The sequence below is a fragment of the Clostridium gasigenes genome, from assembly GCF_900104115.1.
GTDB classification, from domain to species: Bacteria; Bacillota; Clostridia; order Clostridiales; family Clostridiaceae; genus Clostridium; species Clostridium gasigenes.
On sequence record NZ_FNJM01000001.1, the window covers coordinates 64,249 to 82,020 of the forward strand.

The window sequence follows — 17,772 nt, forward strand, 5'->3', positions numbered from 1 at the left end:
AGTTGACCAAATATAAAAGAGTCAACATTAGGAGGTTTTTTATGTCTTTTAAGGACTTACAAACATTTATTAAGGAACTAGAAAATAAAGGTGAATTAAAAAGAGTAACAGTAGAGGTAGATGCAGACCTTGAAATTACTGAAATTACAGATAGAGTTTCAAAGGGCTACGGACCTGCATTATTATTTGAAAATGTTAAGGGCTCTAAGTATCCAGTTTTAATTAATGCTATGGGTACTTATGAAAGAATGGCAATGGCATTAGGTGTTGAAAAAATAAATGATATAGGAAACGATATAGAAGAATTTATAGATATGGCTAACTATATGGGTATAATGAATAAGATTAAATCAATACCTAGATTAAGCAGAATGGCAGCAATTCTGCCTATTAAACTGCCAATAAAGGGAGCTTGTCAACAAGTTATAAATCATGAACCCGATTTAACAGAACTACCTATACTAAAGTGTTGGCCAGAAGATGGTGGAAAGTTTATAACACTACCACTTGTTATAACTAAAGATCCAGAGACTGGAATACAAAATATGGGTATGTATAGAATGCAAGTTTACGATAAAAATACTACAGGTATGCATTGGCATTGGCATAAAGATGGAAGAGAAATATATGAGCAATATAAAAAAAAAGGTGGGAAAATGCCTATATCAGTAGTGCTTGGATGTGACCCAGCAATTACATATGCAGCAACAGCGCCATTACCTAAAATGGTAGATGAAATGATGTTTGCAGGTTTCCTTAGAAAAATGCCAATAAATATGGTTAAATCTATAACTAATGAAATTTATGTTCCAGCAGATGCAGAGTTTGTAATTGAAGGATACGTAGATGTAAATGAAGAGCTTAAAAGAGAAGGACCATTTGGTGATCACACTGGATATTACTCATTAGCGGATGATTATCCAGTATTTCATGTAACATGTATAACTCATAAAAAGAAACCTGTATACCCAACTACAATAGTAGGTAAGCCACCAATGGAAGATTGTTATATGGGAAAGGCTACAGAAAGAATATTCCTACCACTATTAAAGATGATGAATCCTGAAATAGTAGATATAAACTTCCCACTAGAAGGGGTATTTCACAGTTGTGTAATAGTATCAATTAAAAAGAGTTTTCCAGGACATGCAAGAAAAATAATGAATGCATTATGGGGAATGGGACAAATGATGTATACAAAAATGATTATTATAGTAGATGAAGACATAGATCCTCAAGATGTATCTACAGTAGCTTGGAAGGTATTTAATAATATTGATGCAAAGAGAGATGTAGTAATTTCAGAAGGTCCATTAGATGCATTAGACCATGCAGCTGCCACAGCTTTTTATGGTAGTAGAATGGGAATAGATGCTACAAAGAAATTGCCAAGTGAAGGGCACACTAGAGAATGGCCAAAAGATATAGAAATGTCAGATGAAATAAAGGAACAGGTAGATAAAAGGTGGTCAGAATATGGAATTAAGTAAAATGAAAAATAGGATTACAGACTATGGAACACTAGTTATGTTTTCACATACTATTTTTTCATTATCATTTGCCTTGATTTCTATGTTGCTGGCGGGAAATGGAAAATTAGATTTTGAGACAATATTTTGGATAATAGTAGCTTTCTTAGGGGCGAGGACAGGAGCTAATGCTTTAAATAGAGTAATAGATGCAGAAATAGATGCGAAAAATCCTAGGACAGCTACTAGACAAATTCCTCAAGGTTTAATGAAGAAAAAAGAAGTGTTGATTTTTGTAGTAATATGTTTTGGAGTTATGGTTTTTGGAGCTTGGAAACTTAATACAGTTTGTTTAATACTTTCACCAATAGCCTTATTTTTAATGACAATTTATTCTTATACAAAGAGATTTACATGGACATGTCATATAATACTTGGTATAACTTCAGCAGCAGCGCCAGTTGGTGCATGGCTTGCAGTTACTGGTGAAATCACATGGCTTCCATTAGTTATGGGGGCAGCTAATACTTTATGGGTAGCTGGTTTTGATATTATTTATGGTGCTCAAGATTATAAATTTGATACGGAAAATGGAATTTGCTCAATACCATCAAAGTTTGGTGTTAAAAATGCGTTATTAATATCAAGTGCATTTCATGTGATTGCATTAGGAGCCTTAGTTATTGTAGGATTATTAACTAAGCAACTTGGCATTATATATTACATAGGGTTATTTATAATTGGAATGTTATTTATAGTGCAACATGGAATGGTAAGCTCGGATAATTTAAAGAATGTTAAAGTAGCATCATATAATGTTAATCAAGTTATAAGTATTGTATTTTTAGTCTTTGGATTAGTAGACTGTTTAATGTAAATAGTAGATAGACTTGTTTAATTATTGGGTATAACAAAATAAATAATAGACCAGTATCATTTATTTTTAGTATATTATTTATTTTACAATGCCTTAAGTGATAGGGAGGTAAACTATGAAAAAAATAGTGATTGGAATTACAGGAGCAAGTGGAAGTATATATGCTAAAAGATTAATTGAAGTGTTAGTTAACTTGGGTATTCAAACTAATGTAGTAGCTACAGAAAAAGGAAAACAAGTATTTAAATATGAACTTTCTATGGATTTAGATACATGGATTGGAGAGCTAAGTTTACAACATAAAAATATAAAACTTGAAGATAATGATAATTTATTTTCAGGAGTAGCTAGTGGATCTAATAAATATGATGCGGTAATAATACTGCCTTGTTCTATGGGCACATTAGCCCAGATAAGTCATGGCTTATCTCAAAATCTATTATGTAGAGCTGCAGATGTTGCAATGAAAGAAGGAAGAAAATTAGTAATAGTTCCAAGGGAAACTCCACTTAGCACTATACATTTAGAAAATATGCATAGATTATCAAGTATGGGAGTTACAATTATTCCTGCAATGCCAGGTTTTTATCATCATCCAAAATCAATAGATGAATTGGTGGATTTTTTAGTTGGTAAGATATTAGATTATCTTAATATAAATAATGAATTATTCAAAAAATGGGAGGATACAACAAATGGAAATTAAAAAAATTATAGCAGCTACTATGGTGTTAGCGATGGCAACAACAATGGTGGCATGTGGAAATAAAAAAGAAGAGACAGCTGAAAAAGGGGCAAAAACTACTTTAAGAGTAGGGGTAATGGGGTCTATTGATGCAGTGCCTTTAGTAATAGCTAAAGAAAATGGATATTTTGAGGAACTAGGAATAGATCTTGATCTTCAAATATTTAAGGCTGCGAAAGATAGAGATGCAGCATTGCAAGCAGAACAATTAGATGGAGTATTATGTGATGAAGTTGCTATTTCAATTTATCAAAATTCAGGAATGGATATGAAAATAACGGGTACAACTAATGGATCATGGACTTTAGTAGCTGGAAAAGATTCAGAAATTAACTCTATAGATGATTTAGTAGGTAAAAAAGTTGGAATATCAGAACGTACAATGATTGACTATTTAGCTGATAATATAGCTAATGAAAATGGTATAGATGCAAGTTCAATAGAAAAGGTAGCAGTACCAGCTATGCCAGCAAGATTAGAGGCTCTTAAAAATAATCAAATAGATGCGGCAATTTTACCAGCACCATTTAATGATACAGCAATTGCAGATGGTGGACGCGAAATAACTAAGATATATAATAAAGATATAATGATATCTACAACTGCATTTCTGCAAGAAATTATAACTAAGAACCCAAAAGATATAAAGAATTTTTATAAGGCTTATGATAAAGCAATTGACTATATAAATAATAATGATATAAGTAAATATGAAGATATAATAATATCTACTGTTGGATATTCAGAAGATATGAGAGGTAATATTGAATTGCCAGAATTTAAAAATAATTACCTACCATCAGAAGAAAAAGTTCAAACAGTATTAGATTGGTCAAAGGCTAAAGGAATAATAACTAAAGAACTTAAAGCTAAAGATGTAATAAGTGATATAGCAATTAATTAGTTTTGGAGGAAAATTTATGATGCAAATAAAAGATGTATCTGTTTTCTATGAATCAAAAAAAGAAAAAGTTGAAGCTTTAAGACATATAAGTTTTAAAGCAGAAAATGATGATATATGTGCAATAATAGGGCCTTCGGGTTGTGGGAAAACTACACTATTAAATGTACTATCAGGAATAATAAAAAACTATGAGGGGAAAGTTCTTCTAAATGCAGAAGAACTTAACCCTCATATTCATAAAATAGGGTTTATTCCTCAAAATTTTGGACTTTTACCTTGGAAAACAGTAAAGAAAAATTGCCTTTTGCCTTTTAAAATAAGAGGTGAAATAGTTGAAAAAGAAACAGTTGAAAAAATGGATTTAATGATGAAAAGATTAAATATAAATGAATTTCAAAATAGATTTCCTAGTGAATTAAGTGGGGGTCAAAAGCAGAGAGTTTCAATTGTAAGAACTTTTTTAATGAAACCAGACCTGTTATTAATGGATGAAGCATTTTCTGCTTTAGATGCTATTATAAGAGAAGAGGCACAGGAGCTATTTTTAGAAATATGGAATGAAAATAAAATGACTACATTTTTTGTAACTCATAGTATTGATGAAGCTTTGTACATGGGGAAAAAAATAATAGTAATGTCTAATACACCAGGAGAAATCATAGAAGTAATAGACAATAATTTATTTAATAATAAAAATTATAAAATAGATAAAGATTACTCAAAGTTATTTTCACATATAAAAAACCTGATAAGGAGGGGCTGGAATAAGTGAGAGAAATAAAAAAGATAGGTACATTTGTAAAGGGATTTATAATATTAAATGTTATTTGGTATATTTTCAGCATAGTTATGAATTCGAGAATTGTGCCAAAACCACAGGATATATATAGGTACATGCCCACATTATTCAAAAATGGATTTTATATACATATAACTGCAAGTTTGTATCGAGTAGTGATAGGTTTGTTGATATCTCTTGTGATTGGTATAATTATAGGATTATTAATGGGATACTCTAAAAAAGTAAATAAACTATTAAATCCATTAATATATTTTACATATCCAATTCCAAAAACAGCATTATTACCGGTTGTGATGACAATTTATGGGTTAGGGGATGGGTCAAAGATAACATTAATAGTTTTAATAACCCTGTTCCAGATAATAGTATCAGTAAGAGATTCGGTATCAAATATAATAAACGAAAATTATAACCCTTTAATTAGCTTAGGAGCAAGCAAGCTTCAGCTATTTTATCATGTAACTATTCCTGCAATATTACCAGAAATATTAACTAATATTAGATTATCTATAGGGACATCTTTTTCAATACTTTTCTTTGTAGAGGCCTATGGAACAAATAAAGGTTTAGGATATTTTATACAAGATGCTTGGTCAAGAATTAATTATGTAGAAATGTATTCTGGAATAGTAATGTTAAGTTTTCTAGGTTTGATATTATTTATACTAATAGACTTTTTTGAGGGCATAGTATGTAAATGGAAAATGTGAAATTAAACATTGGGGAAAAATATAAAAGTTATTGACTTAGATTTTAGTTAGAACTATAATAGTTACAACGGGAGTGAGAAAAATGAAAATAAGCAGTAGATTTTCTGTAGCAGTTCATATTTTATCTATACTATCTATGGAAGATAGCAAATTATGTACTTCTGAATGGATAGCAGGAAGTGTAAATACTAATCCAGTTGTTATAAGAAGAGTAATGGGAATGTTAAAGAGAGCAGGTCTAGTTAATGTTATAGCAGGAGTTGGTGGGGCCTATTTATTAAAGGATTTAGACCAAATAAAATTGCTAGATATATATAGGGCTGTAGATGTTGTGGAAGAAGGAGAATTATTTCAATTTCATGAATCGCCAAATATAAATTGTCCAATAGGTGCAAACATTCAAGCTGTTCTTGAAGTTGTACTATTAAGTGCGCAAGAGGCTATGGAACAAGTATTAGGAAATGTAACAATGGAATATGTAGTTACAGGTATAAGAAAAAAAAATGAGAATTAAAGTCAATTTTTTTATCAATGATGTAACCATTTAAGTTACAACGATAAGCCGTTAAATAATTACTATAATTGAAAAGTCTAAATATATTAGTCGTTGTAAAAAACAAGAATACTGACTAGTTATTTATTTGATAATATCTTAAAAAAATGTTTAAAATATAATTAAGAGGAGAGGTTTAAATTGATTAAAAAGCAACCAGTTTTATTTATAGCTCATGGAAGTCCAATGAATGCAATAATAGAGAATTCCTATAGTAAAAGTCTTAACAAATTAGGGGAAGAACTAGATAAGCCTAAGGCTATTATGATTATATCAGCTCATTGGTATATAAATAATACTTTTTTAACAAAGCAAGATTCACCTAAAGAAATATATGATTTTTATGGGTTTCCAGAAGAATTATATAAGGTGAAATATTCAACTAGTGGAGCTAAACCTTATATAAACTTAGCATTTGAAGAACTTAAAAATTACGATGTAAAGTTAACTGACACATGGGGATTAGACCATGGTGGGTGGAGTGTATTAAAGCATATTTTTCCTAAAGCAGATATACCTGTATTTGAATTAAGTTTAAATGCATTAGAAAAGGAAGAATATCATTATAATTTAGGAAAAAAATTATCTAAGCTTAGAGAACAGGGAATACTAATTTTAGCAAGTGGGAATATAGTTCATAACCTAGGGAAAATGAAATATAATGAAGAGGATAAACCTTACAAATGGGCTTTAGATTTTGATAATTTTGTACGGGACGCTATTATTAATGATGAACATGATAAGTTAATTAATTATAAAGATTTTGGGCAAGATGCTTTAGCTTCTGTTCCAACAAATGAACATTTTTTACCCTTATTATATGTTTTAGCATTAAAGGAAGATGAAGATAAAGTTGAATTTATATTTGATGAAATACATCATGGATCTTTGTCTATGAGATCTATAAAAATAGGATAAGGACTATAAAAAAATTCTTTTGAAAACATTAACATTACCTATTGACAATGTTGTACGTACAGGATAATATATAAACATAGCAAACGTGTACGTACAAGATTTGCAACGGGATGGAGGTAAATAAAAATGGGAAAATATATAAAAGAATCAAAAGAACTTTTAAATCACATAGGTGGTAAAGAAAATATATCTGCTGTTTCTCATTGTGCAACTCGTATGAGATTTGTACTAAATGACCAGTCCTTAGCAAGTAAAGAAGAGATAGAAAAGTTGAAAATTGTAAAAGGTACTTTTACTCAAGCAGGACAGTTCCAAGTTATTGTAGGAAATGAAGTAGCAGAATTTTATAACGATTTTATAGAAGTTGCAGGAGTAGATGGTGTAAGTAAAGATGTTGCTAAAGATGCAGCAAAGACAAATATGAGTCTTCTGCAAAGAATAATGGCTAATTTAGCAGAAATATTTTCACCACTTATACCAGCAATAATAGTTGGTGGATTAATTCTAGGGTTTAGAAATATTATTGGAGACATTAAATTTTTTGAGGATGGAACAAAATCACTAATTGAAATATCTCAGTTTTGGGCAGGGACACATAGCTTTTTATGGTTAATAGGAGAAGCTATATTTCATTTCCTACCAGTAGGAATAACCTGGTCAATAACTAAGAAAATGGGGACAACTCAAATTCTTGGTATAGTACTAGGACTTACTTTAGTATCACCACAACTTTTAAATGCTTATGCAGTATCCAGTGGGCAAGTACCTCCAGTATGGGATTTTGGATTTGCACAAGTTCAAATGATAGGGTATCAAGCTCAAGTTATACCAGCAATATTAGCAGGATTTGTATTAGTATATCTTGAAAGATTAGCAAGAAAAATATCACCAGCTTCGATTTCAATGATAATAGTACCATTTTGTGCACTAATACCAACAGTACTTATAGCACATATAGTTTTAGGACCAGTAGGTTGGGCTATAGGATCATGGATTTCAACAGTAGTATATGCAGGATTAACTTCAAGCTTTGGATGGTTATTTGCAGGAATATTTGGATTTGGTTATGCTCCATTAGTAATCACAGGATTACATCACATGACAAATGCCATAGATCTTCAATTAATGGCAGAAGTAGGTGGAACATCATTATGGCCAATGATTGCTTTATCAAATATTGCACAAGGATCAGCTGTGTTAGCTATGATATATTTACATAGAAAAAATGAAGAGGAAAAACAAGTATCAATACCAGCTTGCATTTCAGCTTACCTAGGGGTAACAGAACCAGCTTTATTTGGTATAAACTTAAAATATGGCTTTCCGTTCATAGCAGGGATGATAGGTTCATCAGTAGCAGGAATAATATCAGTTTCTAGTAATGTAATGGCAAATTCAATAGGAATCGGTGGAATTCCAGGAATATTATCAATTCAACCAAAGAGTATGGGAATGTTTGCAGTAGCAATGGTTGTAGCGATTATAGTACCATTTGTATTAACAATTGTAATTGGAAAAAAGAAACTTAAATTATAAGGAGTAAGGTGGGGGTGAATGCCCCTTCTTTTACTGTTAAGGAGTTAAATAGTATGAAAGATTTTAAAAAAAGCGTTGTATATCAAATATATCCTAAATCATTTAAAGATTCAAATGGAGATGGAATTGGAGATTTAAACGGAGTAATAGATAAACTAGATTATTTAAAGGAATTAGGGGTAGATTATATATGGTTAACACCTTTCTATATTTCACCACAAAAAGATAATGGATATGATGTAGAAGATTATTATAATATAGATCCTAGTTTTGGGACAATGAATGATTTTGATAAGCTTGTAGAGGAAGCTAGAAATAGAGATATTTATGTTATGCTAGATATGGTTTTTAATCATACATCTACAAAGCATAAATGGTTTAAAGAAGCTTTAAAGGGAAATGAAAAATATAAAAACTTTTATATTTTTAAAGATGGAAAAGAAGAAAAAGAACCAACTAACTGGGTATCAAAATTTGGAGGTTCTGCTTGGGAGTATGTAGAAGATTTTGATCAATATTATCTTCATTTATTTGACGTTACTCAAGGGGATTTAAATTGGGAAAATGAAGAAGTTAGAAAAGAAATATATAATATAGTTAATTTTTGGATTGAAAAAGGCGTAAAAGGATTTAGATTAGATGTTATAAATTTAATATCCAAGCCATTAGTATTTGAAGATGATAGTAGTGGAGATGGAAGAAAATTTTATACAGATGGACCTAAAATACATAAATATTTAAAAGAGCTTAATGAAAAAACCTTTGGAAACAAAAAAGATATAGTAACAGTTGGTGAAATGTCCTCAACTACAGTAGATAATTGCATTAAATATTCAAATCCAAAAGAAAATGAATTATCAATGGTGTTCAATTTTCATCATTTGAAAGTAGATTATGAAAATGGAGATAAATGGACGAAAGTGGATTTTGATTTTAAAATGCTTAAAAGTATTTTTAAGGAATGGCAAGAAGGCATGGAATATGGAAATGGATGGAGTGCTACATTTTGGTGTAATCATGATCAACCTAGAGCAATATCTAGGTTTGGGGATGATAAAAAATACCATAAAGAAAGTGCGAAAATGTTAGCAACAACAATCCATATGATGAGAGGAACACCATATATATATCAAGGAGAAGAATTTGGAATGGCAAATCCATACTTTGATAAAATAGAGCAATATAGAGATATAGAATCAATAAATTATTATAATATATTAATGGCTCAAGGAGTAAAAGAAGAAGAAATACTAGAAATTTTAAGAGCTAAATCAAGAGATAATTCAAGAACTCCAATGCAATGGAATAATGAGTTAGAAGCTGGTTTCACTAAGGGAACACCTTGGATACCTGTTGGCAAGCATTATAAAGATATAAATGCAGAAAAGGCTATTAAAGATAAAGATTCGGTATTCTATTACTATAAAAAACTTATATCATTAAGAAAAGAATATGATGTTATTGCATATGGAAATTTTGAAATGATATTAGAAGAGGATAAGAATGTTTTAGGGTTCACAAGAAGTTATAAAAACACTTCTATTGTAGTTTTAAATAATTTTTATAATTATGATGTAGAAGTATCTTTGCCAAAAAATATATTTGAAAAAAGTAAGAAGGTATCTATATTAATATCAAACTATAATAAAAAAGTGGTAGAAAAAGAGAAATTATTACTTAGAGCTTATGAATCTATAGTTTACTATATTGAAAATTAGTAGCTAAATATGTTAAAATATTTATGGTGATAGAATGGATAGTAAATATTTAAGCATATACAATAATATTTTAAGTAAAATAGAAAATGGGATATATCAAGTAAATGATAAATTACCTTCAGAAAATATATTAATGAAGGAATATAGTGTATCTAGAGATACTATAAGAAAATCATTAAATATATTAGAACAAAATGGATATATACAAAAAACAAAAGGTAAGGGTTCATTTGTATTAGATATAAATAAGTTTAATTTTCCAGTATCAGGTGTTGTAAGTTTTAAAGAGATAACAGATAAGCTTGGGAAATGTTCAGAAACTATAGTAGAGCTTTTAGACTGTATAATTCCTAGAAAATCTATATCAAATAAATTAGAACTTGCTCCAGAGGATAAGGTTTGGGAAATAATTAGAACAAGAGCAATAGACGGTGAAAAGGTAATTTTAGATAAAGATTATGTTGTAGAAAAATTTGTGGAAAACTTGTCAGAAGATATATGCAAAAAATCATTATATGAGTATGTAGAGAATGATTTAGGGTTAAAAATAGCTTATGCAAAAAAAGAGATAACTGTTCAGATGACAACAGAAGAAGATAAAAAATATTTAGATATGAGAAGCTTTGAAATGATAGTAGTAGTTAAGAGTTATACATATTTAGATGATACAAGCCTTTTTCAATATACAGAATCAAGACATAGACCAGATAAGTTTGTTTTTGTAGATTTTGCAAGAAGACATTAAGATAATAGCCAATGTTAAATATATAACTGAAAATCATCTAGGAGAAGCAAAGCCGAATTAATTTTAGTAGGTTTTGACAGAGTCTTTCACCATTAAAAGAAAGGCATATTGTTAGATATGTATCTAAGAGATATAAAATAACTTGTTTATTATAGGTTTATTTTATAGAATTAGGGTGGTAACGCGGTTAATCCCGTCCTTTGTTTATAGCAAGGGGCGGTTTTTTTTTGTGTATTTAAAAAGGGAGAATTTTATGAGTATAGAGAGTGAGATTATTAATTAGTAGCAAATTTATTAAGTTTTGTTCCTAATTTAGTACAGCCTTCAGGAAAAATAACTCTATTAGTTTTTAGAGCACTTATGTAGCTGTAGCCAGATAGCAATGAAACAAATATTTGATGACAATATACCGTTTTCTCTTTTAAATGAGAATTATGAAATGAACACTTTGCTATAACTTTTATATACTTTGATTGTGGCTTAGTCAGATATAAATCAAAGTTTAACTGATTAAAAAATTTGTCTATTGAAAGTTCTTTTGATATAATTAATTTTTATTTTATTAAATCGTAAAATTATTCAAGTGTTTTGAGCTATTACAGTAATAATATAAATATGGAATTTTATATAATAAGATAAAAAAATAAGCAAAATAAGAAAAATATGTTGTTTATGTAGACAAGTGGGTTTATAATGACAAAGAAGATTGTAGGTGTTATATGAGTAGAAAATTATTAAAAAAAATAATTAAAGAACTAGCATTGGTTAGCGGATATACAAAAGATCAAGAAGAACAAGTAGAGTATACTATAAGGGTTCTATTTTTAGAAATAATAAAAATTATTTTGTTATTATTTATATTTAAAATAATTGGATATTTTAATGAGGGATTAACGCTATTAATATGCATGGTTTTAACCAAACCTTTTATTGGTGGATACCATGAGAAAACACAAATCAAATGTTTTATAGCAACTTTACTAATAGCTAGTATGATAATTATTTTATCGATAAAAAGTAAGCTAGACTTTTTTAGTATAATAGTATTGGATATGATTAGTATTTTTATAGTGTATAATAGAGCGCCTATATTAAATGATGATATGCCAATAACTAAATTAGAATTAATCAATAAAAATAGAAGAATAGGAATTACAATGACTATTTTAGCCAGTGTAATATCTTTAATTGTGTTTGAAATAGCAGAATATTCTGAGATAATAGTATGGACAATCTTCATTAATGCTAGTTTAATGTTTAATAAAAAATAAATTTATTAATTAAAAAAGGTGGTGAATAATATGAATTTCAAAAAATATATTGGAGCAATTTTACTAATGTTATCAGGTAGAATGATAAATTTAGGGGCAGCATCTATGGCAGGTATTGGAACTGAAGATATGCCTGATTCTATTAAAAATTTAAGATAGTATATAAATAGTCAGGGGGACAAACTTTGATAATAAATGTTGTAGATTTTATAAATACTGTAATACAAGCAGTCTTTTTATCATACATTCCATTTTACTTTATAGAAAAAGGAGAAAAAGGGGAAAAAGAAAGTTATAAAAAAGTTATTATAGTTAGCATAATTTTATTTTTTACAATAGTGATAGGTACGGCTTTTGGGGGAAATACAACTATAGGATCACTAATAATCTATATTATAAATATCATAATTATTGGAGTTTCTTATAAAAAAGATTATAAAAAAGCAATAATAGCCAACGGATTAGGTTATTTTTGTATCCAAATTAATGTCCTTATATGCGTAAGTATATATTTAGGACATATAAAAGGTATAGTACCTATTGAGTATTTAGATCTTACAATAATAATATTTCTTTATTGTCCACAATTTATTATGGAGTATTTAATTTTCAAGTACATAGATAAAATGAATATTATTTATAAGGATATAGTTATAAGGAAATACTCATTATCTACAGTACTAATAATTATTTTTTCAATACAATATATGGTATCATATATTTGGATAATGAATGAGAAATTTAAGGAGAATTCATTATCTAGAGATATCATAATGATTGCGGCAATAGCTTTTCTTTTTGTTGTAGTTACGTATTTTTCAAATTTGCAGAAAAGAATTAATGAAATTTCAAAAATTAATAAAGAATTAGATTTAAAGATTACTGAACTAAAAAAGGTAAAGCATGATTATGGGGCTCAAATCTCATACTTATATGGAGTGCATCTAATGGGGAATCATGAAAGATTAGGAGAACTATTGAAGGATATTATTAAGGGGAATAACAGTATATCCAATGCAGTGGAACTAACAAATAGTTCAGATTCGATTATTTCAATAGCTATGAGACAAGCTGTTTCTAAAGGCATAAATGTGGTCATAGATGAAAAAGTTGATTTGGATGAATTTATAATGTCAGAATTAGAATTACAAAGAGTGATTTTAAATATAGTAGGTAATTCCATTACAGCCATGGATGGAAAAGGCCTTATTACAGCCAAGACTTATAAGTGTATAAATAGTATAGTAATAAAGATACAGAATAATGGACCAAGAATTAAAGAAAATACAATAGATAAGATTTTCAATTTAGGCTTTTCAACTAAAAAACATGGTGATCATGGTTTTGGTTTAGCGATAGTAAAAGAGATTGTTGAAAAATATAAGGGAACTATAAAAGTAATAAGTACAGATGATTTTACAGAATTTAAAATAATATTACCAATTAAAAGAAAAGAACCATTAACAAGCTGAGTGCTATACTTAGCTTGTTAATGGTTGATTAATTTTGAACTTGATGTTTTAGGTAAATGATAACTTTAAAAGATTATTATTACATAATAGACAAAAAATATCTGCCAATATATTGACAGGAAACAAATGTTGATATATCATATAAATAACATATAAATCCAAATAAATTCTATGAAGAGAAAAAGTAAGTAATATTTTTGTTCCACAGAGAGTTGGTATTTTGCTGTAAGCCAATGTTCAATATATAACTGAAAATCATCTCGGAGAAGCAAAGCCGAAATTAATTTTAGTAGGTTTTGACGGAGTCTTTCACCGTTAAAAGAAAAGCGTATTGTTAGATATGTATCTAAGAGCTATAAAATAACTTATTTATTATAGGTTTATTTTATAGAATTAGGGTGGTAACGCGGTTAATCCCGTCCCTTGTTTATAGCAAGGGGCGGGTTTTTTTTGTGTATTTAAAAGGGGGAATTTTATGAGTATTGAAAGTGATATATTAATTATTAGTAAGAAAAATAAAAAAGTTATGGATAAATGTATAGTAATTAGTTATTTTGAAAAAGATTACTGACAATTAAAAAAGGGGGCAATTTAAAATGAATAAATTATCAAAGAAGGATTTAGTATTTATAAGCTTAATGCTTTTCTCATTATTTTTTGGTGCTGGAAACTTAATATTTCCACCATTTTTAGGACAAACAGCAGGGAATCAATCTTGGATTGCAATGCTAGGATTTTTTATAACAGCAGTAGGATTTCCTGTTTTAGGGGTAATAGCAGTAGCAAAATCAGGTGGGTTAAATAATTTAGCAAAAAGAGTTAATCCAATATTTGCAGCAATATTTACAGTTCTTATATATTTATCAATAGGACCCTGCTTAGGTATTCCAAGAGCTGGAAGTTTACCTTTTGAAATGGCGGTATCACCATATCTGCCACAAGGTGTATCAAAAACATTAGCATTGTTTTTATTTACATTAGTATTTTTCTTAGTGGCATATTGGCTTTCTTTATCACCAGCTAAGCTAGTTGATCGTATGGGTAAGGTTTTAACGCCTATATTATTAATATTAATTTCACTTGTTTTCATAGCAGGTGTATTTAAACCATTAGGTGGTTATGGACAACCAACAGGGGACTATATGGCCTCACCATTTGTTAAAGGATTCTTAGAAGGCTATTTAACAATGGATACAATAGCAGCTTTAAATTTTGGGATAGTTATTGCCTGGGCAATAAAATCTAAAGGTGTTAAGGATGAAAAAGTAATGGTTTCAGCATCTATAAAGGCGGGCGTAATAGCAGGAATATTATTAGTTATTATTTATTCAATGCTAGCTCATTTAGGTGCTACTAGTGGTGGAAGATTTGGAGCAACAGAAAATGGGGCACAAACATTAACAAATGTTATAACTTATATATTTGGGAAACCAGGAGCTTTGCTACTAGCTGTTATATTTACTTTAGCTTGTTTAACAACTTGTGTTGGGCTTATAACTTCATGTAGTCAATATTTTATGACATTAACTAGTAAAATATCATATAAGAATTGGGTTAGAATACTATCTCTTTCAAGTATGACTCTTGCAAATATGGGGCTGACAAAAATACTTGCAATATCAGTACCTGTATTAAATGCAATTTATCCAATATCAATAATGCTTATAGTACTTGCAATGGTAGATAATTTTTTAAAAGGGAATTCGACAGTTTATAGTTTAACAATATTATTTACAGGTGTAGTAAGTATAGTTGATGCATTAGGACAAGTAGGGATAAAGTTAGGATTTGTAATGGATTTATGCAGCAAATTACCACTTTATTCACAAGGGTTAGGATGGATAGTTCCTGCAATTGTAGGCTTAATATTAGGTGTAATAATTAAAGTTGTTAAAGAAAAATTTGCAAATAATAAATTAGTAGAAAGTGCAGATATTTATGCTGAAATTAGATAAGGCATATTTAAAAAAACAACAGACCAATATTTCTGATAATTACTAGTTGTATATTAAATGCAATTATAAATAAGCTACGTTGCTATCAATTTATTTAGCGACGTAGCTTATAAAAATTGATTGTATGGCAAATTTAGGATAACATATAGTGGTATAGATTTAAAGCTTGTTAGGGAGTGAGAGATTTGCAAAAGATTTTAATTATTGAAGATACTGAGAAAATTAGAAATGAACTTAAAGAATTATTAATTAGATATGGTTATGAAGTCGAAGCACCAAGTGATTTGGATAATATTGTTGATCATGTAAATAAAGAAAAACCACATTTAATATTATTAGATATAAATTTACCTGTTTATGATGGGTATTATATATGTAGAGAAATTAGAAAGACATGTGATGTTCCTATAATAATAGTTACAAGTAGGGACAGTGAAATGGACGAGCTTATGAGTATGAATTTAGGTGCAGATGATTTTGTTACTAAGCCTTACAATATTCAAATTTTATTAGCACGTATAGCATCAATAATTAAGAGAACCTATAAAAACAATATTTCAGATGTTTTGATTTATAAAGAGTTAACTTTAAATTTATCAAGGGGAACTATTTCAGTGGATAATTCTGAGTTTGAAATAACTAAAAATGAACATAAAATACTTAATTGTTTAATGAAGAATAAAGGTAATATAGTAACTCGAGATGAGTTAATGGAATATCTATGGACTTCTGAATTATTTATAGATGATAATACACTAACTGTAAATGTAAATAGGTTAAGAAAAACTCTACAAAATACAGGGATGAAAGATGCAATAGAAACTAGAAGGGGAATAGGGTATATAATGCCATGAATTTTATAAGTTACATAAAAAATAAGATTATACTTTTAGGTATTAATTTAATGATATTTCTTTTCTTTAGTTTTTTATTTTATATTTATAAGGTGGATTTAGCCTTTATTATTTTAATATTTATAATATGGTTATTACCAATAGTAAGCTATTTAGTAATTGATTATTATAATAGAAAACAATATTATAAAATTGTTTTATCTTCATTAGACAACTTAGATAAAAAAACATTGATTGGAGAAGTTATAGAAGAATCTTCATTTGTGGATGGGCAAATTTTATATACTGTTATAAAAGAGATAAGTAAATATATGAATGATGAAATAAGTAAAGAAAGATTTTCAAAGCAAGAATATAGAGAGTATATTGAAACCTGGGTTCACGAAATCAAAATACCAATATCATCTAGCAAACTTGTAATAGAAAATAATAAGCATAAGTCTACCTTGAGTATTTTAGAAGAATTGAATAAAGTTGAAGGATTAATAGATCAAGCTCTTTATTATGCTAGAAGTAATGATGTTGAGAAGGATTATATAATTAAAGAATTTTATTTAAAATCCTGTATAAATACTGTTATAAAAAAGAATTCCAAATATTTTATACAAAATAAAATTAAGTTAGAAATGGATGAAATTAAAGAAACTGTATTTAGTGATGTTAAATGGGTGGAGTTTATATTAAATCAAATAATTAATAATTCTATAAAATATTCCAAGATAAAAGATTCAGTAATAAAAATATATACTATAAAAAATGAACATAGTGTTATTCTTTATATTGAGGATAACGGCATAGGCATCGAAGAAAAGGATATAAGAAAAGTATTTACTAAGGGTTTTACGGGGGCGTCGGGAAGAGTTTATGAGAAATCTACAGGTATAGGTTTATATCTATGTAAAAAGCTTTGCAAAAAAATAGGATTAACTATTAATATAAGTTCCCAAATAAATAAAGGAACAAAAGTAGAAATTATATTTCCAAAAAGTAAAATGATGATTTTAGAGTCGTAAAATTTACGACTCTATTACTTTACCATATCTTAAAAAAAATCTAATGTGACAATAATGTAAGTTCATTGTAAGGATAACTTATTACTGAAAATGGTGATTTGCTTTAAAATAATAAATGTAGCTACTACTTAAAGATTTATGTGTAAAGTAGGTAGCTAAATGAAAAAGACTAGAAAATATATAAGAAAGATAAGTAAACTGAAAAAATCACAATAATAAAGAATTATGAT

General features: G+C 28.5%; 17 protein-coding genes, 1 pseudogene and 1 other annotated feature. Of the genes and pseudogenes, 17 read left to right on the plus strand and 1 reads right to left on the minus strand.

Going from position 1 to position 17,772, the window contains the following annotated elements:
• The first annotated feature begins 41 nt into the window (after positions 1 to 41).
• From BLS77_RS00300 to treR, 11 genes are all read left to right on the plus strand, one after another.
• Positions 42 to 1,490 carry a menaquinone biosynthesis decarboxylase gene (locus BLS77_RS00300; protein ID WP_089964720.1) on the plus strand — a complete coding sequence of 483 codons (1,449 nt, stop codon included), beginning with the start codon at positions 42 to 44 and terminating at the stop codon, positions 1,488 to 1,490.
• Positions 1,477 to 2,346 (plus strand): UbiA-like polyprenyltransferase, encoded by an 870-nt coding sequence (locus BLS77_RS00305; protein ID WP_089964722.1) that lies wholly within the window; start codon positions 1,477 to 1,479, stop codon positions 2,344 to 2,346. Before BLS77_RS00300 ends, BLS77_RS00305 begins: the two co-directional genes overlap by 14 nt.
• A gap of 115 nt (positions 2,347 to 2,461) precedes the next feature.
• The gene (locus BLS77_RS00310; protein ID WP_089964724.1) at positions 2,462 to 3,052 is read left to right on the plus strand and encodes a UbiX family flavin prenyltransferase; all 591 of its coding nucleotides are present in this window, start codon (positions 2,462 to 2,464) and stop codon (positions 3,050 to 3,052) included.
• Positions 3,042 to 3,995, plus strand: coding sequence for an ABC transporter substrate-binding protein (locus tag BLS77_RS00315; RefSeq protein ID WP_089964726.1), 954 nt, complete (start codon positions 3,042 to 3,044; stop codon positions 3,993 to 3,995). The genes BLS77_RS00310 and BLS77_RS00315 overlap by 11 nt, the downstream gene beginning before the upstream one ends.
• Positions 3,996 to 4,011: 16 nt before the next feature.
• Positions 4,012 to 4,767: an ABC transporter ATP-binding protein gene (locus BLS77_RS00320; RefSeq protein ID WP_089964728.1), complete on the plus strand. Its 756-nt coding sequence runs from the start codon at positions 4,012 to 4,014 to the stop codon at positions 4,765 to 4,767.
• A complete protein-coding gene (locus tag BLS77_RS00325; protein WP_089964730.1) occupies positions 4,764 to 5,507 on the plus strand; it encodes an ABC transporter permease in 744 nt (247 codons plus the stop codon). Before BLS77_RS00320 ends, BLS77_RS00325 begins: the two co-directional genes overlap by 4 nt.
• 82 nt (positions 5,508 to 5,589) lie before the next feature.
• Positions 5,590 to 6,021: an Rrf2 family transcriptional regulator gene (locus BLS77_RS00330; protein ID WP_089964732.1), complete on the plus strand. Its 432-nt coding sequence runs from the start codon at positions 5,590 to 5,592 to the stop codon at positions 6,019 to 6,021.
• A 180-nt stretch (positions 6,022 to 6,201) separates the two neighbouring features.
• Entirely contained in the window at positions 6,202 to 6,978 is a 777-nt protein-coding gene (gene ygiD / locus BLS77_RS00335) for a 4,5-DOPA-extradiol-dioxygenase (RefSeq protein ID WP_089964735.1), read from the plus strand.
• 126 nt (positions 6,979 to 7,104) lie between these two features.
• Positions 7,105 to 8,514, plus strand: coding sequence for a PTS system trehalose-specific EIIBC component (treP, locus tag BLS77_RS00340; RefSeq protein ID WP_089964738.1), 1,410 nt, complete (start codon positions 7,105 to 7,107; stop codon positions 8,512 to 8,514).
• Between the two features lie 53 nt (positions 8,515 to 8,567).
• Positions 8,568 to 10,232 carry an alpha,alpha-phosphotrehalase gene (gene treC, locus BLS77_RS00345; RefSeq protein ID WP_089964739.1) on the plus strand — a complete coding sequence of 555 codons (1,665 nt, stop codon included), beginning with the start codon at positions 8,568 to 8,570 and terminating at the stop codon, positions 10,230 to 10,232.
• A gap of 34 nt (positions 10,233 to 10,266) precedes the next feature.
• Positions 10,267 to 10,977, plus strand: coding sequence for a trehalose operon repressor (treR, locus tag BLS77_RS00350; protein WP_089964741.1), 711 nt, complete (start codon positions 10,267 to 10,269; stop codon positions 10,975 to 10,977).
• A 284-nt stretch (positions 10,978 to 11,261) separates the two neighbouring features.
• Here the strand turns inward: treR and BLS77_RS20685 are convergent.
• Positions 11,262 to 11,522 (minus strand): annotated as a pseudogene (locus BLS77_RS20685) (IS701 family transposase); the annotation flags it as partial.
• A gap of 174 nt (positions 11,523 to 11,696) precedes the next feature.
• Here BLS77_RS20685 and BLS77_RS00360 point away from each other — a divergent pair.
• The 6 genes from BLS77_RS00360 to BLS77_RS00380 all read left to right on the plus strand — a co-directional run bounded on the left by BLS77_RS00360 (position 11,697) and on the right by BLS77_RS00380 (position 17,542).
• Entirely contained in the window at positions 11,697 to 12,248 is a 552-nt protein-coding gene (locus tag BLS77_RS00360) for an accessory gene regulator B family protein (protein WP_089964743.1), read from the plus strand.
• A gap of 30 nt (positions 12,249 to 12,278) precedes the next feature.
• Entirely contained in the window at positions 12,279 to 12,407 is a 129-nt protein-coding gene (locus BLS77_RS20460) for a hypothetical protein (RefSeq protein WP_278336629.1), read from the plus strand.
• Between the two features lie 26 nt (positions 12,408 to 12,433).
• On the plus strand, positions 12,434 to 13,720 hold the full coding sequence (locus BLS77_RS00365; RefSeq protein WP_089964745.1) for a sensor histidine kinase: 1,287 nt from the start codon (positions 12,434 to 12,436) through the stop codon (positions 13,718 to 13,720).
• A gap of 162 nt (positions 13,721 to 13,882) precedes the next feature.
• Positions 13,883 to 14,147: a binding site (T-box leader), on the plus strand.
• A gap of 169 nt (positions 14,148 to 14,316) precedes the next feature.
• On the plus strand, positions 14,317 to 15,675 hold the full coding sequence (brnQ, locus tag BLS77_RS00370) for a branched-chain amino acid transport system II carrier protein (RefSeq protein ID WP_089964747.1): 1,359 nt from the start codon (positions 14,317 to 14,319) through the stop codon (positions 15,673 to 15,675).
• Positions 15,676 to 15,860: 185 nt separating this feature from the next.
• A complete protein-coding gene (locus BLS77_RS00375) occupies positions 15,861 to 16,529 on the plus strand; it encodes a response regulator transcription factor (protein WP_089964749.1) in 669 nt (222 codons plus the stop codon).
• A complete protein-coding gene (locus tag BLS77_RS00380; protein WP_089964751.1) occupies positions 16,526 to 17,542 on the plus strand; it encodes a sensor histidine kinase in 1,017 nt (338 codons plus the stop codon). Before BLS77_RS00375 ends, BLS77_RS00380 begins: the two co-directional genes overlap by 4 nt.
• The last annotated feature ends 230 nt before the right edge of the window (positions 17,543 to 17,772 follow it).